Genomic DNA, 23943 nt, shown 5'->3' on the forward strand with positions numbered 1-23943 from the left:
CCTTCATTCTCATAAAAATCGTCAGCAGGGCAGCGTGTCGAGCGCTGCCCGGGAGTCTTGCATGTCCGAATCAGCCACTGCTGCACCTGCCGTCAACAACCCGCTGGACGGCCGCGCGTTTCGCCGTGCCCTGGGCAACTTCGCCACCGGCGTCACGGTGATCACCGCCGCCACCGAAGCCGGCCAGAAGGTCGGCGTCACCGCCAACAGTTTCAACTCGGTGTCGCTGGACCCGCCGTTGATCCTCTGGAGCCTGGACAAGCGCTCTACCAGCCATGAAGTGTTCGCCGAGGCCTCGCACTTTGCGGTGAACATCCTGGCGGCCGACCAGATTGATGTGTCGAACAATTTTGCCCGACCCAAGGACGACCGCTTTGCCGGTATCGAGCATGAGCCGGGTGTGGGCGGCTCGCCCTTGCTGGCTGACTGTTCGGCGCGTTTCGACTGCGAGAAATACCAGCAGATCGACGGCGGCGATCACTGGATCCTGATCGGCAAGGTGGTGGCCTTCGACGACTTTGGCCGCTCGCCCTTGCTGTATCACCAGGGTGCCTACTCGATGGTGCTGCCGCACACGCGGATGACCAAAAGAGAAGAAGGCCAGCCACCGAGCAGCCACTTCCAGGGCCGCCTGCAGCACAACCTGTATTACCTGATGACCCAGGCGCTGCGGGCCTATCAGGCCGGTTACCAGCCGCGCCAGTTGTCCACCGGGTTGCGCACCAGTGAGGCGCGCATGCTGATGGTGCTGGAAAACGATGCAGGGCTGGCCCTGAGCGAACTGCAACGCGAAGTGGCAATGCCGGTCCGCGAAATCGACGAGGCCGTGGCCAACCTGCGACGCAAGGGGCTGGTGTGCGACCGCGACGAGCGTGTGTGCCTGACGCCCAAGGGCGTGGACGAGACCGAGGGGCTGTGGAGCATTGCCCGCGAACAGCAAGACAAGGTGTTCAGCCAGTTCAGTCAGGAGCAGATCGACACCTTCAAGCACGTCTTGCAGGCGGTGATCCGCAACGGCTGAAGGGCCTGCCGTGATTGACCCAAGACCCCGACCCTGTGTCGGGGTCTTGCCTATCCGCCACTTTGGCAGGGCGATGCAAGCAGGTTGGCAGCCATGCACATGCACGCGGGGGGCGATCCGGGATCAGATTGGCGTTGAAGCCTTTATGTCCGGAGTGCACCGATGTTTTTCAAGAACACTACGTGGGTCGATGAGCTCCGGCCGGTGCTGCAACGCATCGCCGCCGGTCAGCCGGTGGGTGAGGTGCAGGGGACGACCTTGCAGCGTTTTCCGGCCGTGCTTGATGATCTGGCGCAACTGGCCGATCAGTACGCTGGCTTGCGCGAGCGGGTCGGGCAGGAAACTGCCGGGCAGGCCGCACTGCAGGCACAATTGCGCAGTGAGCATGAGGCGCGCCAGGCGCTGGAGTCCGAACACTGGCGTCTGCAACAGCAGGTCCAGGCCTTGCAGGACGAAAATCGTCAATTGCACGAGCGCGTGCAGGCGGCTCAGCAAGAGCAAAGGGCCTGGACCTTGTTGCAATCGACCATGACCGAAGGCTTCTGGGACATTCGGGTTGCCAATGGCCGCATCGACGATCCGGCGAGCCTGATGCGCATTTCCGACCCGTTTCGCACCTTGATGGGCTATGCCCCTCACGAACTGCCCGACGGCTGGGACACTCAGGTCAATATCTCGCACCCCGACGACCTGCCGGGTGTCATGGCCATCTTCGAGCGTGAAATCGTTGCCCCCGGCGGCAGCGGCGAGTACGTGTTCGAATTTCGCATGCGCCACAAGAGTCGCGGCTATATCTGGTGCCGCGAGCGTGGCCGGGCCATCCGTGACGAGCGCGGTGTGCTGCAACGGGTGATGGGCGCGGTGCGCGACATCAGCGACGAACGCTCGGCCAAGGCCAGTCATGCACAGATGCTGGAGCACAACGACGCCACCTACGGGCAGATATCCACGGTGGTCGGCGTCATCAAGGGTATTGCCGACCAGACCAACCTGCTGGCCCTGAATGCTGCCATCGAGGCGGCGCGTGCCGGGGATGTGGGGCGAGGTTTTGCGGTGGTGGCCGATGAGGTCAAGAAACTCGCCGAAAGCACGCGCCATGCGACCCAGCAGATTCAGACGATGCTGGTGCATAAGTAAAGGGCACCCTGACCCGGATAGGGGATCATTCGCCATCTTGGTACGCGGCAAATGGCCTGGCGCCGGTTTTCAGGGCATAAAAAAACCCCGCACGCGTGCGGGGTTTTTTATTACGCCAGGTCAGTCAATCAGGCTTGAACGACCGGGATGTTGGCGTTGGCGGCCGCTTCACGGAACTCGGCGATCTGGTCGAAGCTCAGGTAGCGGTACACGTCCGCTGCCATGGTGTCGATCTGATTGGCGTATTCCATGTACTCCTCGACGGTCGGCAGGCGACCCAGGATCGAGGCAACCGATGCCAGCTCGGCCGAGGCCAGGTAGACATTGGCGCCGTCGCCCAGACGGTTCGGGAAGTTACGGGTCGAGGTCGACACCACGGTGGAGTTCGGCTCTACACGTGCCTGGTTACCCATGCACAGCGAGCAGCCTGGCATTTCCATGCGTGCGCCGGCCTTGCCGTAGATGCCGTAGTAGCCTTCTTCGGTCAGCTGGTGAGCGTCCATCTTGGTCGGCGGCGACAGCCACAGGCGTGTAGGCAACTGGCCCTTGACCTTGTCCAGCAACTTGCCCGCTGCGCGGAAGTGGCCGATGTTGGTCATGCACGAACCGATGAACACTTCGTCGATCTTCTCGCCCTGTACGGAGGAGAGCAGGCGGGCGTCGTCCGGGTCGTTCGGGGCGCAGAGCACAGGCTCCTTGATGTCCGCCAGGTCGATCTCGATGATCTCGGCGTATTCGGCGTCCGGGTCGGCAGCCAGCAGTTGCGGGTTGGCGATCCAGGCTTCCATCGCCTGGGCACGACGCTCCATGGTCCGCGCATCGCCGTAGCCTTCGCTGATCATCCAGCGCAGCAGGGTGATGTTGGACTTGAGGTACTCGGCGATCGGCTTCTCTGGCAGCTTGATGGTGCAACCGGCGGCCGAACGCTCGGCCGAGGCGTCGGACAGTTCGAACGCCTGCTCGACGGTCAGTTCGTCCAGGCCTTCGATTTCCAGGATGCGACCGGAGAAGGCGTTGATCTTGCCTTTCTTCTCGACGGTCAGCAGGCCTTTCTGGATGGCGACGTAAGGAATGGCATGGACCAGGTCACGCAGGGTGATGCCCGGTTGCATCTTGCCTTTGAAGCGCACCAGGATCGACTCGGGCATGTCCAGCGGCATTACGCCGGTGGCGGCGGCGAAGGCGACCAGGCCGGAACCGGCCGGGAAGGAGATGCCGATCGGGAAGCGGGTGTGCGAGTCGCCGCCGGTGCCGACGGTGTCAGGCAGCAGCATGCGGTTCAGCCAGCTGTGGATGATGCCGTCGCCAGGACGCAGGGACACGCCGCCACGAGTGCGGATGAAATCCGGCAGGGTGTGGTGGGTGGTGACGTCGATCGGCTTTGGATAGGCCGCGGTGTGGCAGAACGACTGCATGACCAGGTCGGCAGAGAAGCCCAGGCACGCCAGGTCTTTCAGCTCGTCGCGGGTCATCGGGCCGGTGGTGTCCTGGGAACCGACGGTGGTCATCTTCGGTTCGCAGTAGGTGCCAGGGCGCACGCCTTTGCCTTCTGGCAGGCCGCAGGCCTTGCCGACCATCTTCTGTGCCAGGGTGTAGCCCTTGCCGGTGTCGACCGGGGCTTCAGGCAGCTTGAACAGGTCGGTCGGACCCAGGCCCAGTTCGGCACGGGCCTTTTCGGTCAGGCCACGGCCGACGATCAGCGGGATACGGCCGCCGGCGCGGACTTCGTCCAGCAGGACCGGGGTCTTGAGTTCGAACGTGGTGATGACTTCTTCGCTGTCGTGCTTGCAGACCTTGCCCTGGTGCGGGTACAGGTCGATCACGTCACCCATGTTGATGTTCGAGACATCGAATTCGATCGGCAGGGCGCCGGCGTCTTCCATGGTGTTGTAGAAGATCGGTGCGATCTTGGTGCCGAAGCAGAAACCGCCGGCACGCTTGTTCGGCACGTACGGAATGTCGTCGCCGAAGAACCACAGGACCGAGTTGGTCGCCGATTTGCGCGAGGAGCCGGTACCGACCACGTCACCAACGTAGGCGACCGGGAAGCCGTCGCCGTACATCTGGGCGATCTGCTTCATCGGGCCTATGGAGCCTTGCACGTCAGGCACGATGCCTTCGCGGGCCATTTTCAGCATGGCCAGGGCGTGCAGCGGGATGTCCGGGCGCGACCAGGCATCGGGCGCCGGCGACAGGTCGTCGGTGTTGGTCTCGCCGGTGACCTTGAAGACGCGCAGGCTGATCTTGTCGGCCAGGGTCGGGCGCTTCTTGAACCACTCGCCATCGGCCCACGATTGCAGGACAGCCTGGGCATTGGCATTGCCGGCCTTGGCTTTTTCGGCTACGTCGTGGAAGGCGTCGAACATCAGCAGGGTGTGCTTGAGCTGTTCGGCAGCGACGGTGGCCAGATCGGCGTCGTCGAGCAGTTCGACCAGGGTGGCGATGTTGTAGCCGCCCTGCATGGTGCCCAGCAGTTCGGTGGCGCGCTTCTTGTCGATCAGCGGGGAGGTGACTTCGCCCTTGGCCAGGGCAGACAGGAAACCGGCCTTGACGTAGGCCGCTTCGTCAACGCCTGGTGGTACGCGGTTGGTGATCAGGTCGACAAGGAAAGCTTCTTCGCCAGCCGGGGGATTCTTCAGCAGCTCGACCAGGCCTGCGGTTTGTTCGGCGTTAAGCGGCTGGGGCACGATGCCCTGGGCGGCACGCTCTTCGATATGTTTACGGTAGGCTTCAAGCACAGTATTACCCTCATCAGTGGTCCCAAAAGGGTGTCCGGGACGCTCATCCAGATAAATGTCGTACCTTGTGTGTGGATGCTTTTCGAGCATGCTGACCAGGGTAACGACCTTATCTTACGAAGCTGTTTTCAAAGTTTTACGCCTGCTGAACGGCTGGGTGGGACAGTCGGTCGGCCATTCGTGATGAGGGAATGGCCGGGTCGACACCGGACGGCGGGATAACTTGACTGTGCTCGTGACGCTTTGAAAACAGCTTCCGACGGACATTGGCGCCTTATAAGGCCCGGTGATTCTACGGGAAAACTTCAACAAAGGTAAGTTAGCCCCTACATGTTCAGGGGTGACCCTGGTTAGACAAAGGGCTAACATGACGCCTCGTTCCACCAGTCGCTGCCCGCCCTTCATGCCTGATCAGATCATCAAGACGCCTTGCATAGGCCTTTGCTCCACCGTCTTTGGCGACCGGGTGTGCCGTGGTTGCAAGCGTTTCCACCATGAAATCGTCAACTGGAACGCCTACAACGAAGACGAAAAGCGCGCCGTGTGGCTGCGCCTCGAACAGTTGCTGGTGCAGGTCATGACCGCCAAGGTCGAAATCTTCGATGTGGAAAAACTGCGCGGGCAACTGACGATGCGCAAGATCCGTTTTGTGGCGCACCAGTCCGAATACTGCTGGGCCTACCAGTTGATTGCCCGTGGCGCGCGGGTGATCAATCAGGTCGAGGCCTATGGCTTTGTGCTGCTGCCCGAGTTTCGCGACTGGGCGCTGCCGGATTTGCGCGACGCCATCGACCGGGAATTCTTCCTGCTGTCCGATGCGCATTACGACCGCTACATCGCCCCGGCCTTTTTGCGCGATGCGTTCGATCGCGCCACGCCGTAGGCGTAAAGGGTGATGCCATTGCCGGCAAGTCGCCTCCCACAGTCTGATGCCAGGCCCGAGATCCAGAACAACATCAATCCTGTGGGAGGCGGCTCTGCCGGCGATGACGTCAGCAAGGCCCACACACCTGCTGCGCCTTTCCCATCGCCATCGCCGGCAAGYCGCCTCCCACAGACTGATGCCAGGCCCGAGATCCAGAACCACATCAATCCTGTGGGAGGCGGCTCTGCCGGCGATGACGCCAGCAAGGCCCATACACCTGGTGCGCCTKTCCCATMGCCATCGCCGGCAAGCCGCCTCCCACAGGTCTTGTGTCAGGCACGAGATCCAGAACMACATCAATCCTGTGGGAGGCGGCTCTGCCGGCGATGACGTCAGCAAGGCCCATACACCTGCTGCGCCTGTCCCATAGCCATCGCCGGCAAGCCGCCTCCCACAGACTGGTGCCAGGCACGAGATCCAGAACAACATCAATCCTGTGGGAGGCGGCTCTGCCGGCGATGAGGCCAGCAAGGCCCACACACCTGGTGCGCCTTTCCCATAGCCATCGCCGGCAAGCCGCCTCCAACAGTCTGGTGTCAGGCACGAGATCCAGAACAACATCAATCCTGTGGCGGCTCTGCCGGCGATGAGGCCAGCAAGGCCCACACACCTGGTGCGCCTTTCCCATCGCCATCGCCGGCAAGCCGCCTCCCACAGCCTGGTGTCAGGCCCGAGATCCAGAACAACATCAATCCTGTGGGAGGCGGCTCTGCCGGCGATGAGGCCAGCAAGGCCCACACACCTGGTGCGCCTTTCCCATCGCCATCGCCGGCAAGTCGCCTCCCACAGTCTGATGCCAGGCCCGAGATCCAGAACAACATCAATCTGTGGGAGGCGGCTCTGCCGGCGATGACGCCAGCAAGGCCCACACACCTGCTGCGCCTTTCCCATCGCCATTGCCAGCAGTTGCTGCCTCCCACTGTTGAGTGTCAGGCGCAAAAACGGGTGAAAACCGGCTTGGCTGACGGGCATTGGTCCTGCGTGGCAGGCGTGAGTTATTGTGTCGCGAGCGGCGCCTATGGCTCGTATAATGCACCGCTTTGCCCAGCCGTCCTCGTGAGCCTATGTACCCGATCCCTGAAATCGAAGCCTTTCTGCTGTGCCGCACCCCCGATGCCTGGGTGCAGGCGGCGCTGCGCAACCTGGATATTTTGCTGATCGACCACGCCAACAACGAGAAGAAAGCGGCCGGTGCGGCGTTCCAGTTCATGTTCCAGTACAACGACAAGTTCGACCTGCAGGCCAAGATGTCGCGCCTGGCGCGTGAAGAGTTGCGCCACTTCGAGCAGGTCATCAGCCTGATCCGCAAGCGCCAGATCCCCATGGCCAATATCAGCTCGGCGCGCTACGCCGGTGCCTTGCGCAAACATGTGCGCAACCACAACCCGTACCGGCTGACCGACGCGCTGATCGTCGGTGCCATCGTCGAGGCGCGCTCGTGCGAGCGCTTCGCCGCCCTGGTGCCGCACCTGGATGAAGAGCTGTCGAAGTTCTACGCCAGCCTGCTCAAGTCCGAGTCCCGGCATTTCCAGGACTACCTCAAGCTGGCCTATGCCTATGGCGAAAAGGCTGACGTCGACGCCAAGATAGAAGAGATCCGCCTGGCCGAGCGCGAGCTGATCGAAAGTCCCGATGAAGATTTTCGCTTCCACAGCGGCGTGCCGATCGCGGCGTAATCGACACGGGCAGCACCCTCGAAAACGACCGGCTCGCCACCGGTCGTTTTTTATGGGTAATTAATAAGCAAGCTAACGAAGGCTTTGACATTGGCTGCCCAGGCAGTAATATTTTGCAATAACTGCCTAAGCAGCTTTTCGGGTGAATTCTTGAAACATTTTTCGGCGGACAACTTCGACTCCAGCCTGATCGGCCTGTTGGTGGGGCGTACCAATGCGCTCAAGGACCGCATGCTGGACAAATACCTGGAGCCCCACGACCTGACCTTTGCCCAGTTCAAGGTGCTGATCGTCATTGCCCAGTTCTCCTCCGACACCCCGGTCGAGCTGTGCCGGCACCTGTCGCTGGACAGTGGTTCGATGACGCGCATGCTCGATCGCCTCGAACACAAGGGCCTGGTGGTGCGCAGCCGTTCGGCTGCCGACCGGCGTCAGGTCAAGGTGGTGCTGACCGCAAAGGGCCAGGCCATCGCCGACTTGCTGCCGAGCATTGGCGCCGATGCCATGAACGACACGTTCGCCGCGCTGGACAAGGAAGAGATCGAAACCCTGCAGCGCATCCTGACCAAGGTGCTGGTGGCCGCCGATGATCACCTCACCCTGACGCGTCTGAGTTTCAAGTCCGCCGGTGCCCATGAAAAGCCGTGAGGTGAATCGCCACGTCATGTGCCTGGCAGCGGCTTTGCCGACGATGCCGGGCTCCCGGATTCCAACCGTTTTGCAGACTACAAGGTAATCGCCATGGCCACTGATGCTCCTGATTCTTCATCCGCCAGCCCCGCCAGGGAACAGGGCTCCGGCAAACGCAAGGTGCTCCTGCTTGGCCTGTTGCTGCTGGTGATTGCCGGTGGTCTGGGTTTCTGGGCCTGGCATGAGCTGTATGGCCGTTGGGGCGAAAGCACCGACGATGCCTATGTAAGCGGCAATGTGGTGGAAATCACGCCGCTGACCACCGGCACGGTGATCAGCATCGGCGCCGACGATGGCGACCTGGTGCGCGAAGGTCAGGTGCTGCTCAGGTTCGACCCCAGCGATGCCGCTGTCGGCCTGCAAAGTGCCGAGGCCAACCTGGGCAAGGTGGTGCGCCAGGTGCGCGGCCTGTACAGCAATGTCGACGGCATGAAAGCGCAACTGGCGGCCCAGCGCGCGGCGGTGCAAAAAGCCCAGGACAATTACACCCGGCGGCGCAACCTGGCCGCCAGCGGGGCGATCTCGCAAGAAGAGCTGTCGCATGCCAAGGATGACCTGGTCAGCGCGCAAAGCGCCCTGAGCAATGTCCAGCAGCAACTGGCCAGCAGCGTGGCGCTGGTGGACGACACACAGGTTTCCTCGCACCCCGATGTAAAGGCCGCCGCCGCGCAATTGCGTCAGGCCTGGCTGGCCGATGCCCGCACCACATTGGTGGCGCCGGTGACCGGCTACGTGGCCAAGCGCAATGTGCAACTGGGCCAGCGGGTGCAGCCGGGTGTTGCGACCATGGCCGTGATTCCGCTGGACCAGCTGTGGATCGATGCCAATTTCAAGGAAACCCAACTGGGCAAGATGCGCATCGGCCAGCCGGTCGAAGTGCACGCCGACCTGTACGGCAGCGATGTGACCTACCACGGCACCATCGACAGCCTGGGCGCCGGCACCGGCAGTGCCTTTGCTTTGCTGCCGGCGCAGAACGCCACCGGCAACTGGATCAAGATCGTCCAGCGCGTGCCGGTGCGTATTCATATCAACCGCGACGAACTGGCCGATCACCCGTTGCGCATTGGCCTGTCGACCACCGTGGAGGTCGACCTGCATGACCAGAGCGGCCCGGTGCTGGCCCAGCAGCCGCCCAGGCAGGCGAGCTTCAGCACCTCGGTGTATGACGAGCAACTGGCTGAGGCTGACGCACTGATCGCACGCCTGATCCATGAAAACAGCGCCGCCGGCAGCAAGGCCACCGCACAGCGCTGATCAACCTGCTGTTCTGCCAGGGCGCCGACACTGTGCGCGTGCCCGGGCGTCTCTTCCGGTATCCAGGGATTTGCGATGAGTCAGAACGCACCCGCTTCATTCACGCCGCCCAGCCTGCTGATGTGCACCATCGGCCTGTCGCTGGCGACCTTCATGCAAGTACTCGACACCACCATCGCCAACGTGGCGCTGCCGACCATTTCCGGCAACCTGGGGGTCAGTTCCGAGCAGGGCACCTGGGTGATCACCTCGTTCGCCGTCAGCAACGCCATCGCCTTGCCCCTGACCGGCTGGCTGAGCCGGCGTTTTGGCGAGGTCAAGTTGTTCCTCTGGGCCACGCTGCTGTTCGTGCTGGCCTCGTTCCTGTGCGGCATTTCCCAGTCGATGCCCGAGCTGGTGGGCTTTCGGGTGCTGCAAGGCGTGGTTGCCGGCCCCCTGTACCCCATGAGCCAGACCCTGCTGATCGCCATCTATCCACCGGCCAAACGGGGGATGGCGCTGGCGTTGCTGGCCATGGTCACGGTGGTGGCGCCGATTGCCGGTCCCATACTGGGTGGCTGGATCACCGACAGCTACAGCTGGCCGTGGATCTTCTTCATCAATATCCCGATCGGCTTGTTCGCGGCGTTCGTGGTCAAGACCCAGATGGCCAAGCGGCCGGTCAACACCAGTCGCCAGCCGATGGACTACATCGGCCTGTTGACCCTGATCATCGGCGTGGGTGCCTTGCAGGTGGTGCTCGACAAGGGCAATGACATGGACTGGTTCGAGTCGGGTTTCATTGTCATCGGCACGTTGATTTCGGTGGTGGCGCTGGCGGTGTTCGTGATCTGGGAAATGACCGACCGTCATCCTATCGTCAACCTGCGGTTATTTGCCTATCGCAATTTTCGCGTTGGCACCATCGTTCTGGTGTGCGGTTATTCGGGGTTCTTCGGCATCAACCTGATCCTGCCGCAATGGTTGCAGACACAGATGGGCTACACCGCGACCTGGGCGGGGCTGGCAGTAGCGCCGATCGGTATCCTGCCGGTATTGATGTCGCCGTTCGTGGGCAAGTACGCGCACCGCTTCGACCTGCGCCTGCTGGCGGGCCTGGCGTTCCTGGCCATGGGCTTGTCGTGCTTCATGCGTTCGGGGTTCACCAACGAGGTGGACTTTACCCATATCGCGCTGGTGCAGATGTTCATGGGCATTGGCGTGGCGCTGTTCTTCATGCCGACCCTGACCATTCTGTTGTCGGACCTGCCGCCGCACCAGATTGCCGATGGATCGGGACTGGCGACCTTCCTGCGAACCCTGGGCGGCAGCTTTGCCGCGTCGCTGACCACCTGGATCTGGATCCGTCGTGCCGACCAGCACCATGCTTACCTGAGCGAGCACATCAGCACGTATGACCCGGTGACCCGCCAGACCCTGGACACACTGGGCGGCGCCGGTCCGCAGGCGTACGCGCGGCTTGAACAGACCCTCAACAGCCAGGCCTACATGATGTCGACGGTGGATTATTTCTACTTGCTGGCCTGGGGGTTCATGGGGTTGATCCTGCTGGTGTGGCTGGCCAGGCCCCCGTTCGCGGCCAAGGCCGGACCGGCGGCGGGGGGAGGGCATTGAGGGGGATGGGTGTTTAGAGATTTTGTGGTGATCTGTGAGATAGATTCCGACCCTCTCCGGGTCGGGTCACTTTGGTTATGGCCAAAGTAACCAAAGCCATTGCTCCTGGTTCCGGCCCCTTCGGGGTCCCCTCCTTCCGGCGTCGCTCGGGGGGGCGCCGCTTATGGGCCGTCCCTGGCCCAAGTGGCTAACAGACCCTAGCCCTTTTCCCCCTGCGCAACGCCTCCACTCGGCCTGCACAAGTCGCGATTTGTGTCGCCTGTACTATCGCGCATGAAAAGCAAAGCAAGCGCTTTTGCTTCTGCCTGCTCTTGCTCTTCTATGCAAATCTCACAGACAACACCGTTCGCGACCTGGGCGCGGCCCGATGGAGTGGCGCCGAAAGGAACCCGGCCCGGAAAGGGGCGTAATCTTTCTGAAAGACCCCTGCAGAAAGCCCGAGCAACCCAGACCTCAAAAAAACCATCAACCCCGTCTTAATAAACCCCGCCACCACTGGTCGGTGCCGGCGCGTCCTTGAAGGCGCCGGCCAGGGTCTGCAGGCCGCGCATCAGCACCGTGGTATCAACGCCAACCGCCACGAACCGGGCCCCCAGTTCGATATAGCGCCGCGCCAGGTTCTGGTCGGCGCTGAGAATGCCCGCCGCCTTGCCGGCCTTGCCGATCCGTACGATGGCGTCCTCGATGGCCGCCTGCACATCAGGGTGGCCAGGGTTGCCACGGTGCCCCATGGCTGCGCTCAGGTCGGCAGGCCCGATGAACACACCGTCCACGCCGTCTACCGCCAGAATCGCATCCAGATTGGCCAGCCCCTGCAGGTTCTCGATCTGCACCAACAGGCACATCTGCTCATCGGCCTTGTCCAGATAGCCCGGGATGGTGTTCCAGCGCGACGCCCGCGCCAGCGCACTGCCCACGCCACGAATGCCGCTGGGCGGGTAGTGGATGGCCCGCACCAGCTCACGGGCCTGGTCTGCACTTTCGACCATCGGCACCAGCAGCGTCTGCGCGCCAATGTCGAGGATCTGCTTGATCAAGGCAGTGTCGCCGATCACCGGGCGGATGACGGCCTGGCTCGGGTAGGGCGCCACGCTCTGCAACTGGCCCAGCAAGCCACGCAGGTCGTTGGGGGCGTGTTCGCCGTCGATCAGCAGCCAGTCGAAACCGGCATTGGCCGCCAGCTCCGCACAATACGGATCGGCCAGGCCCAGCCACAGACCGATCTGCGCCGGGCCGGTTTGCAGGCGTTGCTTGAAGGTGTTGATAGGCATATCCATGTTCAGCTCCTTGGGTGCGCACCCCGGTAGGAGCGCGCTCTGCCCGCGACAGAGTGCGCAGCGCTCGCAAAAATCTGCGAAACGCTGAAAGTTTACGACTGCTACGCAGCCGGTCGCGGGCAAGCGCGCTCCTACCGATCGAGGGGGGTCAGACAAACCGGCAAGCGATGCTGCCGAGCTGGTCGTAGTCGACGTGGAAGGTGTCGCCGGGGTTGGCTGCCACCGGACGGGTGAACGAACCGCCCAGGATGATCTGGCCCGCTTCCAGGGTCACGTCATACGGCGCCAGCTTGTTGGCCAGCCACGCCACGCCCTTGGCCGGGTGGTTGAGCACCGCCGCCGAGACGCCCGATTCTTCGATCACGCCATTGCGGTACAGCACCGCCGGCACCCGGCGCAGGTCGATGTCATTGGGCCGCACCGGCCGTCCGCCCATGACCACGCCGGCATTGGCGGCGTTGTCCGAGATGGTGTCGAACACCTTGCGCGTCACTTTGCTCTGCGGGTCGACCTGCTGGATGCGCGCATCAATGATTTCCAGCGCCGGGATCACCCACTCGGTGGCATCGAGCACGTCGAACACGGTCACGTTCGGGCCCTTGAGCGGCTTGCCGAGGATGAACGCCAGCTCCACTTCCACGCGCGGCACGATAAAGCGATTGAAGGGAATGTCGGTGCCTTCGTCGAAGAACATGTCGTCGAGCAACGCGCCGTAGTCAGGCTCGGTGATATTGGAAGAGACCTGCATGGCCCGCGAGGTCAGGCCGATCTTGTGGCCGACCAGCTTGCGCCCGTCCTGGATCTTGCGCTGTACCCAGGCGCGCTGGATGGCGTAGGCGTCCTCAATGGTGATGTCCGGGTATTGCAGCGAGAACTGGCCAACCTGTTCGCGGGAGCGTTCGGCCTGGTCAAGCCGCTCGGCGGCTTGCTGGATGAGGTGTTTATCAAGCATCGGAAACGTTCCTTATTGCGGGTTGACGATGGCGGCCGGGGTGCGCAACACCAGCAGGCTGCCCAGGGCGATCAGCAGTGCCAGCACATAAAGGGCCAGGCTGGCGCTGTGGGTGGTGTCGCGCATCCAGCCAATCAGGTAGGGCGCGAGAAACGCGGCGATGCTGCCGAACGAACTGATCAGGCCGATACCGGCCGCTTGCGTGCGGCTCGACAGGAACGCCGGCGGCAGTTGCCAGAACATCGGCAATGCCGCGCTGGCGCCCATGCCGGCCACGATCAGCCCGGCCAGTACTGGCAGCGTGCTGCCAGGGGCGATGCCGGCGGTGGCAATGCCGACGGCGCACATCAACAGCGGCACACACAGGTGCCAGCGGCGTTCGCGATGGCGGTCTGAAGAACGCCCGCAGGCGAGCATGAAGAACACGCCGGCCAGGTACGGCAACGCGCTGAGCCAGCCGACCAGGCTGTCACGGGCGATACCGGCGCCGTGGATCAGGGTCGGCATCCAGAAGGCCAGGGTGTTGACCGCCAGCATCACCGCAAAGTAGATCGCCACCAGCAGCCAGACATGCCCGTCACGCACAATGCCGGCGAACGAGGTGATGGTCTTGCGTTGTTCTTCTGCCTTCAGTTCGTCGCCCAGGCGCTGCTTCTGCTCGCGGCTCAGCCAGCTCACCTGATCAAAGCGCTCGGGCAAGACACGCCAGACCAGCAGGCCGAGCAGCACCACCGGTGAGCCCTCGAGCAAGAACATCCACTGCCAGCCGCGCAGGCCGCCGGCATCGTTGAGGTTTTCCAGGATCATCCCGGACAACGGCCCGCCGATCACCCCGGCCATGGGCACGGCAATGGCGAACAGCGCGGTGATCTGTGCCCGGCGGCTGGCCGGGTACCAGCGATTGAGGTACACCAGGATGCCGGGGAAGAACCCGGCTTCGGCCACCCCGAGCAGAAAGCGCAGGGTGTAGAAGCCGCTGGCGGTCTCGACCAGCAACATGCCCGTGGACATCACACCCCATACCACCATCAGCATCGCGATCCAGCGCCGTGGGCCGACGCGGTCCAGGGCCAGGTTGCTCGGCACACCGAATAGCGCGTAGGCGACGAAGAACAAACCGGCGCCCAGGCCGTATACGGTGTCGCTGAACTGCAGGTCGGCACTCATCTGCATCTTGGCAAAGCCGATGTTGATGCGGTCCAGGTGCGCGAACAGGTAGCACACCAGCAACAGCGGCATCAGCCGCCAGGTCACGGTGCGGTGGGTCGAATCGCTGACGGCGTGAGGCGTGCCGACAGTGTGGGCGGATTGAACAGTGCTCATGGTCTTGTACTTTTTATTGAGTGAAACGGCACAGGGAAAACGCAGGTTCAGAGGGCCTTGTTGAACAACGGGTGCAGGCTGCTGTGCTTGCCGTCGTAGACCTGGCCGACGCTTTCGTCGATCTGCAAGGTGATGCCTATGGGGCGTTGTTGCACGATCGGGTCCAGGTGCTGGTGCAGCACGGCCAGCAGGCTGTCGCCGGTGGTCTTGTGCACCGTGGCACTGCGGCCTGCGGCCATGCGCAGGTTGGCGTAAATGAACCCATAGTCGCCCTTGCCATCGGCCACCGCACTGTGGGCGGCGGGGTAGGCCAGCACCCGGGTACCGCCGGTGGGGAACACTGCCTTGCCGCTTTCATCGCGCTGTTCGAGCATGGTGTCGGCCAGGGCGCGGCACAGGCCGCTGATATCAGCGTCGCGTTCCAGGTCCTGGGTGTAGAGCAATACCAGATGCGGCATGGGGTGTTCTCCGTGATGGGTGGCTTGGGACGCGCATCGTGCGCGAGGTCCTGTGTATTACAACCGGCTCGTGGACACCACCGCAGCCGGGTTGGCGGCCTGTGCCGCCGGAATGGCCGAGCCATCTTGCGGGGTGACCGGGAACAGGGCGTTGATCTGCCCGGTGCCCGAGGAGCCGAAGTAAGGCGTCAGCACCTCGACGTTGCCGTCGTAGTTCGACCAGCCCAGCGCGCCGAGCAGCATGGCGGTGTCGTGCATGAAGCCTTCGCCATGCCCCTTGGAGGCGTACTCGGGCAGCATGCCGCAGAATTCGGGCCACTCGGCGTTCTCCCACATCTTCACCACACGGTGGTCGAGGGTTTCCAGAAACGGGCTCCAGACCTTGGTCGAGAAATCGGGCGCCTGGCCGTTCTGGGCAAAGCGGTGGGTCAGCGAGCCGCTGGCCAGGAACGCCACGGTGCCGTCGTAATGATCTTCAACGGCCTTGCGCATTGCCCAGCCCAGGCGGGCGCTGTCGTTGAGGTAGTGTGAAGTGCACAGCGCCGAGACCGAGATCACCTTGAAGTGCTGGTCCTGGTTCATGTAGCGCATCGGCACCAGGGTGCCGTATTCAGGCCCCAATGTCGTGGCGTGGTGGGCCATGGTCTCGACATTGAAGCGGTTGCATTCCTCGGCCAGCAGCAGGCCCAGTTCCTTGTTGCCAGGGAACTCGTATTCCATGTTGCTGATGAAGTGCGGCAGTTCGTTGCTGGTGTACACGCCTTTGTAGTGCGGGCCACACAGCACGTGGTAGTTGGCGTTGACCAGCCAGTGGGTGTCGAACACCACGATGGTGTCCACGCCCAGTTCGCGGCAACGCCGGCTGATCTCGTAATGACCGTCAATGGCCGCCTGGCGAAAGCCCTGGCGAGGGCCGGGCAGTTCCGACAGGTACATCGACGGCACGTGGGTGATCTTGGCAGCGAGAGCGAGTTTGCCCATGGTGATCTCCAGATTGTTCTTATTGACGCCGCCCCCTGTGTAGGAGCGCGCTTGCCCGCGACCGGCTGCGTCAGCAGTCGTAAATTCGTAGCGTTTCGCAGATCTACAGCCGTAAATTTTCAGCATTTCGCAGATCTACAGCCGTAAACGTTCAGCGTTTCCGAAATTTTGCGAGCGCTGACGCACTCGGTCGCGGGCAAGCGCGCTCCTACGTGTCAGGAGCGGCAGGTCAGGCGGCCGTTCAGATCCCCCAGCGCGGGATGTGGTGGCTGCCCATGGATATACACACGTTCTTGATTTCGGCAAACACCTCGAAGCTGTACTGACCGCCTTCGCGGCCGGTGCCCGAGCCTTTCACGCCGCCGAACGGCTGGCGCAGGTCGCGTACGTTCTGGCTGTTGATGAACACCATGCCCGCTTCGATGCCATAGGCCAGGCGGTGGGCCTTGCCGATGTCCTGGGTCCAGATGTAGGAGGCCAGGCCGTATTCGGTGTCGTTGGCCAGTTGCAGGGCTTCGGCTTCGTCCTTGAACGGGATCAGGCAGACCACCGGGCCAAAGATTTCTTCCTGGGCAATGCGCATCTTGTTGTTCACGTCGGCGAACACGGTGGGCTGGATGAACTGCCCGCGTGCCAGGTGCGCCGGCAGGTTCGCCGGACGTTCCAGGCCGCCAGCCAGCAAGGTGGCGCCTTCTTCCAGGCCGATCCTGATGTAGCCGGTGACCTTGTCGTAGTGGGCCTGGGTGATCATCGAGCCGACCTGGGTCTTCGGGTCGCTCGGATCACCGACAATCAGGCGCTTGGCGCGGGCGGCGAATTCGGCGACAAATTGCGGGTACACGCTTTCCTGGATGAAAATCCGGCTGCCGGCGGTGCAGCGTTCACCGTTGAGCGAGAAGATGGTGAACAGGGCCGCGTCCAGCGCACGCTCCAGATCGGCATCTTCGAAAATCAGTACCGGCGACTTGCCGCCCAGTTCCATCGAGTACTTCTTGAGGCCCGCGGTCTGCATGATTTTCTTGCCGGTCGCGGTGCCGCCGGTGAACGAAATCGCCCGTACGTCCGGGTGGCGAACCAGCGCGTCGCCGGCGGTGGCGCCGTAGCCCTGGATCACGTTGAGCACGCCGTTGGGAATGCCGGCTTCGACGGCCAGGCGGCCCAGCTCGTTGGCGGTCAGCGGCGACAGCTCGGACATCTTCAGCACCGCCGTGTTACCCAGCGCCAGGCACGGCGCGGTCTTCCAGGTGGCAGTCATGAACGGCACGTTCCACGGCGACACCAGGCCACACACACCCACTGGCTGGTACAGGGTGTAGTTGAGCATCTGGTCATCGACCGGGTAGCTGTGGCCGTCCATGCGCGTGCAGACTTCGGCGAAGAAGTCAAAGTTGTGCGAGGCGCGCGGAATCAGCACGTTCTTGGTCTGGTGGATCGGCAGGCCGGTGTCCATCGTCTCCAGCTCGGCCAGCTTCGGCACGTTCTGGTCGATCAGCTCGCCGAGCTTGCGCATCAGGCGGGCGCGTTCCTTGGCCGGGGTATTGGCCCATTTCGGGAACGCTTCCTTGGCCGCTGCCACGGCCTGGGCAACTTCTTCGGCACCGCCGCTGGCGACCTCGCCGATGGCCTCGCCGGTGGCCGGGTTGTAGTTGACGAACACGTCTTTGCTTTCGACCTCACGGCCGTTGATCCAGTGCTTGATCATGGGGTTCACGCCTCTTGTTGTTGGGTTGGCAAGGCGAAGAACTCGGCTTCGCTGACAATACGGTTGACCAGACGGCCCACGCCTTCGACTTCCACGATCACTTCATCGCCCGGCACCACATCGGCCAGGCCTTCAGGCGTGCCGGTGGCGATCATGTCGCCTGGTTGCAGGGTCATGAAACCGGACAGGTATTCGATCAGGTAAGGGATGTCGAAAATCATGTCCTTGGTGCTGCCTTCCTGTTTCAACTCACCGTTGATCCAGGTGCGCAACTTGAGGTCGGATACATCCGGCACATCGGCGACATCGACGATGAACGGGCCGACCGGGGTCGTGGCGTCGCGGTTCTTCACCCGCAGGTTGGGGCGGTAATAGTTTTCCAGGTAGTCACGGATCGCGTAGTCGTTGCACACCGTGTAGCCGGCCAGGTACTCCAGCGCGTCTTCGCGCTTGACGTTGCGCGCCGGCTTGCCGATCACGGCCACCAGTTCGCACTCGTAGTGCATGTACTTGACGTTGTCCGGGCGCCAGGTGACCTGGTTGTGGCCGGTGTAGGTGCCCGGCGACTTGACGAAGGCCAAGGGCTCGGTGGGCGGGGCGAAGGCCAGCTCGGCGGCATGGTCGGCGTAGTTGAGCCCCAGGGCGAACATGCTGCCGGTGGCCGGGGGCAGCCACTGCACCTGGTCTTCGGCGATCAGACGACCGTCGGCCAGGCGCACGCTGTTGCCGTCTTCGACCGTAACGGCCTGCACCTGACCCTCGAAACGGATACGGGCGTGTTTCATGGGCGCAGCTCCTCGGCAATGATGGTGTTGCTCAAGCGGCCGCAACCGGTGATCTCGACGCTGACACGGTCGCCGGGCTGTACATCGACGCGGCCTTCAGGGGTGCCGGTGATCAGCACATCGCCTTCGTGCAGGGTCATGAACTCGCTGATTTCGGCGATCAGTTGCGCCACGTTGCGCACCCAGTTGGCCGTGGTGTTTTCCTGGCGCAGTTCATCATTGACGAACAACTTGAGGGTCAACTGGCCGGCATCGGCAATCTGGCCGACCGGCACCAGTTCCGGGCCCAGGGCACAGAAGCCGTCGCGGCACTTGGCCTTGACCGCCGGGCGGTAGTAGCTGTCTTCGGGCAGGCTGAATTCATTGACGATCACGTAGCCGGCCACATGCGCCAGGGCATCGGCCTCACTGACCCGGCTGGCGCGCTTGCCGATCACCACGCCCAGTGCAGGGCCCGGTTGCAAGCGCTCGACACCCGCCGGGTAGACCACCGCACCCTCATGGCTGTTGCGGGTGTTAGGGGTCTTGATGAACAGCACCGGCTTGACCGGCGGCTTCTGGTAGGGCGCTTGCTCGAATTCGGCGAGGCGTTGGCCCAGCAACCCCTGGTAGTTCAGCGCTACGCCGAACAGGGTGCCGTTGGCAACGTCGTGCAGGGCACGGCTCATGCTTTTCTCCTGGCGGTGACCGGGCAGCGGCTGCCGGGTCGATGATTTTGTTAATGTGTTAACTTTATAAGTTAAGATGTTAACGATCGTCAAGTGCGAACCATCGCTCCACTGTTCGGCGCCACAAAAAAGGCGGAGCATGAGCCTCGTTTCGCCCGCAGGCCGACAACAAAAAGAGAACGCTCCGATGAATGATCGACAGCCGATCCCTAACATCAACATTGGCCAGGTCTATGACCAGCGCTACAGCGATGCCGAGGTGCACTACGACAAGCTCGGCAACCTGGCCGGGTTTTTCGGGCGCAATATGCCCGTGCACCGCCACGACCGTTTTTTCCAGGTGCATTACGTCAACAGCGGCACCGTGCGGGTGTACCTGGACGACCAGCAGTACGTCGAGTCCGGGCCGATGTTCTTTCTCACGCCGCCGACCATTCCCCACTCGTTCGTCACCGAGCCGGACAGCGATGGCCACGTGCTGACCGTGCGCCAGCAACTGGTCTGGGCACTGATCGAGGCCGACCCGACGCTGGCGCCTGGTCCGCAATTGCCGGCGGCCTGTGTCGCGTTGTCGCGCCTGGGGCCGGAATTTGCCGGCGAGATCCGTCGCCTGGGGTTTCTGTTCGAAGAACTGCGCGAGGAAATCAACGGCCAGCGCGCCGGACGCGGCATGGCGCTGGACAGCTTGACCCAGTTGATCATGACCAGCCTGCTCAGGCTCTGTGCACGCTCGTTGCAGGCACGCCCGGCGCGGCATGAGGACTTGCAGATCTTTCACCGTTTCAATGAGCTGATCGAGGCCCATTACCTGCAGCACTGGGCACTGTCGCGTTATGCCAGCGGCATTGGCGTGACCGAAGCGCGGCTCAATGATGTCTGCCGGCGCATCGCCGACCTGCCGTCCAAGCGCCTGATCCTGGAGCGCCTGATGCAGGAGGCCCGGCGCCTGCTGCTGTTCACCGGGCTGTCGGCCAACGAGATCTGCTACCGCCTGGGCTTCAAGGACCCGGCGTATTTCAGTCGCTTCTTCCATCGTTATGCGGGCGTGACGCCGGGGGAGTATCGCCAGCGACAACCCGGCTTGCGGTAAAGCGGGCATGATGAATGGCCGGATAAAAAAAAGCCGCGCAAGCGCGGCCGAAGTAATGAGAATGTTGCCGTTGCCCGAGGCTTGGCCGTCTGTTCCAGGCATCAGGTTCGCTCATGGCCATGATGGGCATCGGCAGCGATGCCGGAAATGGCTTTTCGACAGAACCGATTGCACTTTTCGCGGGCCATGCAAACACTGAACTGTTCGTTTACTTGTTAATTACGTGTCGGCTATAGTCCCAGCCCATTGTTTGACTATCCGAACCGCGAACGCTCATGCCGACCCCCAGACCTTCCCTGACCCTTACCCTGCTGCAGGCCCGTGAGGCCGCGATGGCCTTTTTTCGTCCATCGCTCAACGAGCATGGCCTGACCGAACAACAATGGCGGGTCATTCGCATCCTGCGCCAGCAGGGCGAGATGGAAAGCCATCAACTGGCCGACCAGGCCTGCATCCTCAAGCCGAGCATGACCGGCGTGCTGGCACGCCTTGAGCGCGATGGCATCGTGCGGCGCTGGAAGCCGGCCCACGACCAGCGGCGCATGCTGGTCGGCCTGACCGAGCAGGGCCAGCAGTGCTTCGTGTCGATGAGCGAAGACATGGAGCGCAACTACCAGCGCATCCAGGCGCAGTTCGGCGAAGAAAAGATGCAGCAACTGCTCGAACTGCTGCGTGACCTCAAGCGCATCGAGCCCTGACCCGACAGCCACCCGTGCAAGGCTCAAGCGCGCAGGTGGCTTGTCATTGTGCAAACACACAGCAAAACCTCGCCGCTGTGGTGCAAACCTCCAAAGCGTTTTGATTGATGCCCTTTTATGATCGGCTGGCTGCCCCGCAAGCTTCATAAAAACAACAAGCTTTGAGGAATCTCCCATGTCCCACTCGCCGACTCGCGAGGCTCAAGACGTGCAAGGCAATCAGGTCTATCGCCTGATCACCCTGCGTCTGATCCCCTTTATCTTCATTTGCTACCTGTTCAATTACCTGGACCGGGTCAACGTCGGCTTTGCCAAGTTGCAGATGCTCGAGGCCCTGAATTTCAGCGAAACAGTGTACGGCCTGGGTGCCGGGATCTTTTTCATCGGCTATGTCTTGTGCGGCCTGCCCAGCAACCTGGCGCTCAACCGCTTCGGGCCGCGGCGCTGGATCGGCCTGATGATGATCACCTGGGGCACTTTTTCCACCTGCCTGCTGTTCGTCACGACGCCTGTGGAGTTCTATGCCCTGCGCTTTCTGACCGGCATGGCCGAAGCCGGCTTCTTCCCCGGCATCGTGCTGTACCTCTCGCGCTGGTACCCGAACCAGCGCCGTGGCCGGATCATGGCCTTGTTCATGTGCGCCATCCCGGTCTCCGGGCTGCTGGGCGGACCGTTCTCCGGCTGGATCCTCAACCACTTTGCCTTGGGGCAGGGCGGCCTGCAGGGCTGGCAGTGGATGTTCCTGATCCAGGGTCTGCCGACCGTGGCGCTGGGCGTGCTGGCCTTCAAGCTGCTGTGCGACAAGGTCGAAGACGCTGCCTGGCTGACGCCCGAGCAACGCCAGCGGGTCAGGCTTGACGTGGCCAACGATGAACTCAATCGCCCCGTACAGGCCGCTTCATCGGTCGCCAGCGTACTGACCATGCCGGTCATCTGGGTCTTGGGTTTCATTTATTTCTGTATTCAGAGTGGCGTGTACGCGATCAACTTCTGGCTGCCCTCGATCATCAAGAACCTGGGCTTCAACGATGCGCTGGTGATTGGCTGGATCAGTGCCATTCCGTACCTGCTGGCCGGGGTGTTCATGCTGTTGGTGGGGCGTTCGGCGGACCTGCGCAACGAGCGCCGCTGGCACCTGGTGATACCGATGCTGATGGGCGCCGCCGGGCTGATCATCGCGGCCAACTTCGCGGCTGTGCCGGTCATTGCCATCGCCGGACTGTGCATCGCCACCATGGGTGCGCTGACCAGCCTGCCCATGTTCTGGCCACTGCCGACCGCGCTGCTGAGCGCCAGCGTTGCCGCCGGCGGCCTGGCCCTGATCAACTCCATCGGCCAGATGGCGGGCTTTCTCAGCCCGTATCTGGTGGGCTGGATCAAGGATCAGACCGGCTCGACCACCGTGGCGCTGTACTCGCTGGCGGCACTGACCATCGTCGGCAGCCTGATCGCCCTGCGCCTGAGCCGTCAGTCGACTGCGCAACGCGCCGCCGCCGAAACAGCGCTTAGCGACCCCAACGTATAAACAGTAGGAGCGACCAACGGTCGCGAAGGCCTATTTGCGACCTTTACTCGCGAAGGCCTATTCGCGACCGTTGGTCGCTCCTACACGGGTGTTTGCGGCACGCCAAGGCGGCTGGTGATCTCCTGCGATCTTGCGCCGCTACTCAACCGCCTCGTACGGCAGTCCCACATAGTTTTCGGCAATGGTCTGGCGCCCGGCCTGCGAGCCGATGTAGTAGTCCAGTTCGGTCTGCTGGATGCGCTGGCTGAAGGCGTCAGTGTCGGGAAACTTGTGCAGCAGCGAGGTCATCCACCACGAGAAGCGTTCGGCCTTCCAGACCCTGCGCAGGCAAATGGCCGAGTAGCGCTCCAACAGGTCGGTACGGCCTTCGCGATAGACCTTGAGCAGGATGTGGTACAGGGTGCTGACGTCGCTGGCGGCCAGGTTCAAGCCCTTGGCACCGGTAGGCGGCACGATGTGCGCGGCGTCGCCGAGCAGGAACAGGTGGCCGTACTGCATCGGCTCGACCACGAAGCTGCGCAGCGGGGCGATGCTTTTTTCGATCGAAGGCCCGGTGACCAGGCGCTCGGCCAGGTGCGTGGGCAGGCGGGTCTTGAGTTCGGTCCAGAAGCGTTCGTCCGACCAGTTCTCGACCTGCTCTTCGGCGCCCACCTGCACGTAGTAACGGGTGCGGGTGGCCGAGCGCATGCTGCACAGGGCAAAGCCACGCGGGTGGTTGGCGTAGACCAGTTCTTCGTTGACCGGCGGGGTATCGGCCAGCACGCCCAGCCAGCCGAACGGGTAGACGCGCTCGAAAACCTTGAGGCTGTCGCTGGGGATCGACTGGCGCGACACGCCATGAAAACCGTCGCAACCGGCAATGTGGTCGCAGTCGATGCGCACGGTTTCGTTGCCTTGCCGAAAGGTCACGTACGGACGCTTGCCCTTGAGTTCGTGCAACTGCACGTCCTCGGCGTTATACAGGGTCAGGGCACCGGCCGCCTGGCGGGCTTCCATCAGGTCGCGGGTGACTTCGGTCTGGCCGTAGACCATCACGGTCTTGCCGTCGGTCAGGCCCTTGAGGTCGATGCGCTCGCAACGCCCGTCGAAGGCCAGCTCGAAGCCGTCGTGCACCAGGCCCTGTTCGTCCATGCGCGCACTGACGCCGGCTTCACGCAGCAAGTCGACCATGCCTTGTTCGAGCACGCCGGCGCGGATGCGCGACAGAATGTAGTCGGGGTCTTTGCGTTCGATGATGATGGTGTCGATGCCGGCACGCTGCAGCAACTGACCCAACAGCAGCCCGGACGGGCCTGAGCCGATGATTGCGACTTGGGTTTTCATGGTTGTTGTCCTGTCTGTGATCCCGGCAACCTGGGGCTTGCGGGATGTCGTTGTTTTTGTCTCCTGCATTTTTAATGGATGCACAGTGCATAAGAAGGCACTA

At 62.7% G+C, this 23943-nt stretch carries 20 protein-coding genes; 10 read left to right on the top strand and 10 right to left on the bottom strand.

Going from position 1 to position 23943, the window contains the following annotated elements:
- The first annotated feature begins 61 nt into the window (after positions 1–61).
- Both ASF84_RS12125 and ASF84_RS29985 read left to right on the top strand, forming a co-directional pair.
- Positions 62–1021, top strand: a complete 960-nt coding sequence (locus ASF84_RS12125) for a p-hydroxyphenylacetate 3-hydroxylase reductase component (RefSeq protein WP_056838584.1) — start codon at positions 62–64, stop codon at positions 1019–1021.
- Positions 1022–1183: 162 nt separating this feature from the next.
- Entirely contained in the window at positions 1184–2158 is a 975-nt protein-coding gene (locus tag ASF84_RS29985; RefSeq protein ID WP_056838586.1) for a methyl-accepting chemotaxis protein, read from the top strand.
- A 128-nt stretch (positions 2159–2286) separates the two neighbouring features.
- Here ASF84_RS29985 and acnB read toward each other — a convergent pair whose 3' ends face one another.
- Positions 2287–4896 (bottom strand): bifunctional aconitate hydratase 2/2-methylisocitrate dehydratase, encoded by a 2610-nt coding sequence (acnB, locus tag ASF84_RS12135; protein ID WP_056838588.1) that lies wholly within the window; start codon positions 4894–4896, stop codon positions 2287–2289.
- Between the two features lie 403 nt (positions 4897–5299).
- On the opposite strand from acnB, the gene ASF84_RS12140 reads away from it, so the two are divergent.
- The 5 genes from ASF84_RS12140 (at position 5300) to ASF84_RS12160 (ending at position 11058) form a co-directional block, all read left to right on the top strand.
- A complete protein-coding gene (locus tag ASF84_RS12140) occupies positions 5300–5779 on the top strand; it encodes a DUF1289 domain-containing protein (RefSeq protein ID WP_056838589.1) in 480 nt (159 codons plus the stop codon).
- A 1106-nt stretch (positions 5780–6885) separates the two neighbouring features.
- Positions 6886–7497 (top strand): tRNA-(ms[2]io[6]A)-hydroxylase, encoded by a 612-nt coding sequence (locus ASF84_RS12145; RefSeq protein ID WP_056838591.1) that lies wholly within the window; start codon positions 6886–6888, stop codon positions 7495–7497.
- Between the two features lie 150 nt (positions 7498–7647).
- Complete coding sequence (locus tag ASF84_RS12150; RefSeq protein WP_056838592.1) at positions 7648–8145, top strand: MarR family winged helix-turn-helix transcriptional regulator; 498 nt, start codon at positions 7648–7650, stop codon at positions 8143–8145.
- A gap of 93 nt (positions 8146–8238) precedes the next feature.
- Positions 8239–9444 (top strand): HlyD family secretion protein, encoded by a 1206-nt coding sequence (locus ASF84_RS12155; RefSeq protein ID WP_056839078.1) that lies wholly within the window; start codon positions 8239–8241, stop codon positions 9442–9444.
- Positions 9445–9519: 75 nt separating this feature from the next.
- Entirely contained in the window at positions 9520–11058 is a 1539-nt protein-coding gene (locus ASF84_RS12160) for a DHA2 family efflux MFS transporter permease subunit (RefSeq protein WP_056838595.1), read from the top strand.
- A 476-nt stretch (positions 11059–11534) separates the two neighbouring features.
- On the opposite strand, the gene hpaI is transcribed toward ASF84_RS12160, so the two are convergent.
- From hpaI to ASF84_RS12200, 8 genes are all read right to left on the bottom strand, one after another.
- Entirely contained in the window at positions 11535–12335 is an 801-nt protein-coding gene (gene hpaI / locus ASF84_RS12165; protein WP_056838597.1) for a 4-hydroxy-2-oxoheptanedioate aldolase, read from the bottom strand.
- A gap of 148 nt (positions 12336–12483) precedes the next feature.
- Complete coding sequence (hpaH, locus tag ASF84_RS12170; protein WP_056838599.1) at positions 12484–13287, bottom strand: 2-oxo-hept-4-ene-1,7-dioate hydratase; 804 nt, start codon at positions 13285–13287, stop codon at positions 12484–12486.
- Between the two features lie 12 nt (positions 13288–13299).
- Positions 13300–14610, bottom strand: coding sequence for an MFS transporter (locus ASF84_RS12175; protein WP_056838601.1), 1311 nt, complete (start codon positions 14608–14610; stop codon positions 13300–13302).
- A 47-nt stretch (positions 14611–14657) separates the two neighbouring features.
- Complete coding sequence (locus tag ASF84_RS12180) at positions 14658–15068, bottom strand: 5-carboxymethyl-2-hydroxymuconate Delta-isomerase (RefSeq protein WP_056838603.1); 411 nt, start codon at positions 15066–15068, stop codon at positions 14658–14660.
- Positions 15069–15125: 57 nt separating this feature from the next.
- Positions 15126–16049: a 3,4-dihydroxyphenylacetate 2,3-dioxygenase gene (hpaD, locus tag ASF84_RS12185; RefSeq protein WP_056838604.1), complete on the bottom strand. Its 924-nt coding sequence runs from the start codon at positions 16047–16049 to the stop codon at positions 15126–15128.
- A 241-nt stretch (positions 16050–16290) separates the two neighbouring features.
- Positions 16291–17751, bottom strand: a complete 1461-nt coding sequence (hpaE, locus tag ASF84_RS12190) for a 5-carboxymethyl-2-hydroxymuconate semialdehyde dehydrogenase (protein WP_056838606.1) — start codon at positions 17749–17751, stop codon at positions 16291–16293.
- A 5-nt stretch (positions 17752–17756) separates the two neighbouring features.
- Entirely contained in the window at positions 17757–18536 is a 780-nt protein-coding gene (locus ASF84_RS12195) for a fumarylacetoacetate hydrolase family protein (protein ID WP_056838608.1), read from the bottom strand.
- A complete protein-coding gene (locus ASF84_RS12200; protein ID WP_056838610.1) occupies positions 18533–19204 on the bottom strand; it encodes a fumarylacetoacetate hydrolase family protein in 672 nt (223 codons plus the stop codon). Before ASF84_RS12200 ends, ASF84_RS12195 begins: the two co-directional genes overlap by 4 nt.
- Before the next feature lie 187 nt (positions 19205–19391).
- Here ASF84_RS12200 and hpaA point away from each other — a divergent pair, with 187 nt between their 5' ends.
- The 3 genes from hpaA (at position 19392) to ASF84_RS12215 (ending at position 22517) form a co-directional block, all read left to right on the top strand.
- The gene (hpaA, locus tag ASF84_RS12205; RefSeq protein ID WP_056838611.1) at positions 19392–20294 is read left to right on the top strand and encodes a 4-hydroxyphenylacetate catabolism regulatory protein HpaA; all 903 of its coding nucleotides are present in this window, start codon (positions 19392–19394) and stop codon (positions 20292–20294) included.
- Positions 20295–20569: 275 nt separating this feature from the next.
- Complete coding sequence (gene hpaR, locus ASF84_RS12210; RefSeq protein ID WP_056838613.1) at positions 20570–20992, top strand: homoprotocatechuate degradation operon regulator HpaR; 423 nt, start codon at positions 20570–20572, stop codon at positions 20990–20992.
- 175 nt (positions 20993–21167) lie between these two features.
- Complete coding sequence (locus ASF84_RS12215) at positions 21168–22517, top strand: MFS transporter (RefSeq protein ID WP_056838615.1); 1350 nt, start codon at positions 21168–21170, stop codon at positions 22515–22517.
- Positions 22518–22655: 138 nt separating this feature from the next.
- On the opposite strand, the gene pobA is transcribed toward ASF84_RS12215, so the two are convergent.
- The gene (gene pobA / locus ASF84_RS12220) at positions 22656–23840 is read right to left on the bottom strand and encodes a 4-hydroxybenzoate 3-monooxygenase (protein WP_056838617.1); all 1185 of its coding nucleotides are present in this window, start codon (positions 23838–23840) and stop codon (positions 22656–22658) included.
- Between the last annotated feature and the right edge of the window lie 103 nt (positions 23841–23943).

It is taken from the genome of Pseudomonas sp. Leaf127 (assembly GCF_001423155.1).
GTDB lineage: Bacteria > Pseudomonadota > Gammaproteobacteria > Pseudomonadales > Pseudomonadaceae > Aquipseudomonas > Aquipseudomonas ovata.

Bases quoted from the DNA above. Each gene is read 5' to 3' on its own strand.
- ASF84_RS12125 (WP_056838584.1), top strand. From the start codon at position 62: ATGTCCGAATCAGCCACTGCTGCACCTGCCGTCAACAACCCGCTGGAC.
- ASF84_RS29985 (WP_056838586.1), top strand. From the start codon at position 1,184: ATGTTTTTCAAGAACACTACGTGGGTCGATGAGCTCCGGCCGGTGCTG.
- ASF84_RS12140 (WP_056838589.1), top strand. From the start codon at position 5,300: ATGCCTGATCAGATCATCAAGACGCCTTGCATAGGCCTTTGCTCCACC.
- ASF84_RS12145 (WP_056838591.1), top strand. From the start codon at position 6,886: ATGTACCCGATCCCTGAAATCGAAGCCTTTCTGCTGTGCCGCACCCCC.
- ASF84_RS12155 (WP_056839078.1), top strand. From the start codon at position 8,239: ATGGCCACTGATGCTCCTGATTCTTCATCCGCCAGCCCCGCCAGGGAA.
- ASF84_RS12160 (WP_056838595.1), top strand. From the start codon at position 9,520: ATGAGTCAGAACGCACCCGCTTCATTCACGCCGCCCAGCCTGCTGATG.
- hpaI (WP_056838597.1), bottom strand. From the start codon at position 12,335: ATGGATATGCCTATCAACACCTTCAAGCAACGCCTGCAAACCGGCCCG.
- hpaH (WP_056838599.1), bottom strand. From the start codon at position 13,287: ATGCTTGATAAACACCTCATCCAGCAAGCCGCCGAGCGGCTTGACCAG.
- ASF84_RS12175 (WP_056838601.1), bottom strand. From the start codon at position 14,610: ATGAGCACTGTTCAATCCGCCCACACTGTCGGCACGCCTCACGCCGTC.
- ASF84_RS12180 (WP_056838603.1), bottom strand. From the start codon at position 15,068: ATGCCGCATCTGGTATTGCTCTACACCCAGGACCTGGAACGCGACGCT.
- hpaD (WP_056838604.1), bottom strand. From the start codon at position 16,049: ATGGGCAAACTCGCTCTCGCTGCCAAGATCACCCACGTGCCGTCGATG.
- hpaE (WP_056838606.1), bottom strand. From the start codon at position 17,751: ATGATCAAGCACTGGATCAACGGCCGTGAGGTCGAAAGCAAAGACGTG.
- ASF84_RS12195 (WP_056838608.1), bottom strand. From the start codon at position 18,536: ATGAAACACGCCCGTATCCGTTTCGAGGGTCAGGTGCAGGCCGTTACG.
- ASF84_RS12200 (WP_056838610.1), bottom strand. From the start codon at position 19,204: ATGAGCCGTGCCCTGCACGACGTTGCCAACGGCACCCTGTTCGGCGTA.
- hpaA (WP_056838611.1), top strand. From the start codon at position 19,392: ATGAATGATCGACAGCCGATCCCTAACATCAACATTGGCCAGGTCTAT.
- hpaR (WP_056838613.1), top strand. From the start codon at position 20,570: ATGCCGACCCCCAGACCTTCCCTGACCCTTACCCTGCTGCAGGCCCGT.
- ASF84_RS12215 (WP_056838615.1), top strand. From the start codon at position 21,168: ATGTCCCACTCGCCGACTCGCGAGGCTCAAGACGTGCAAGGCAATCAG.
- pobA (WP_056838617.1), bottom strand. From the start codon at position 23,840: ATGAAAACCCAAGTCGCAATCATCGGCTCAGGCCCGTCCGGGCTGCTG.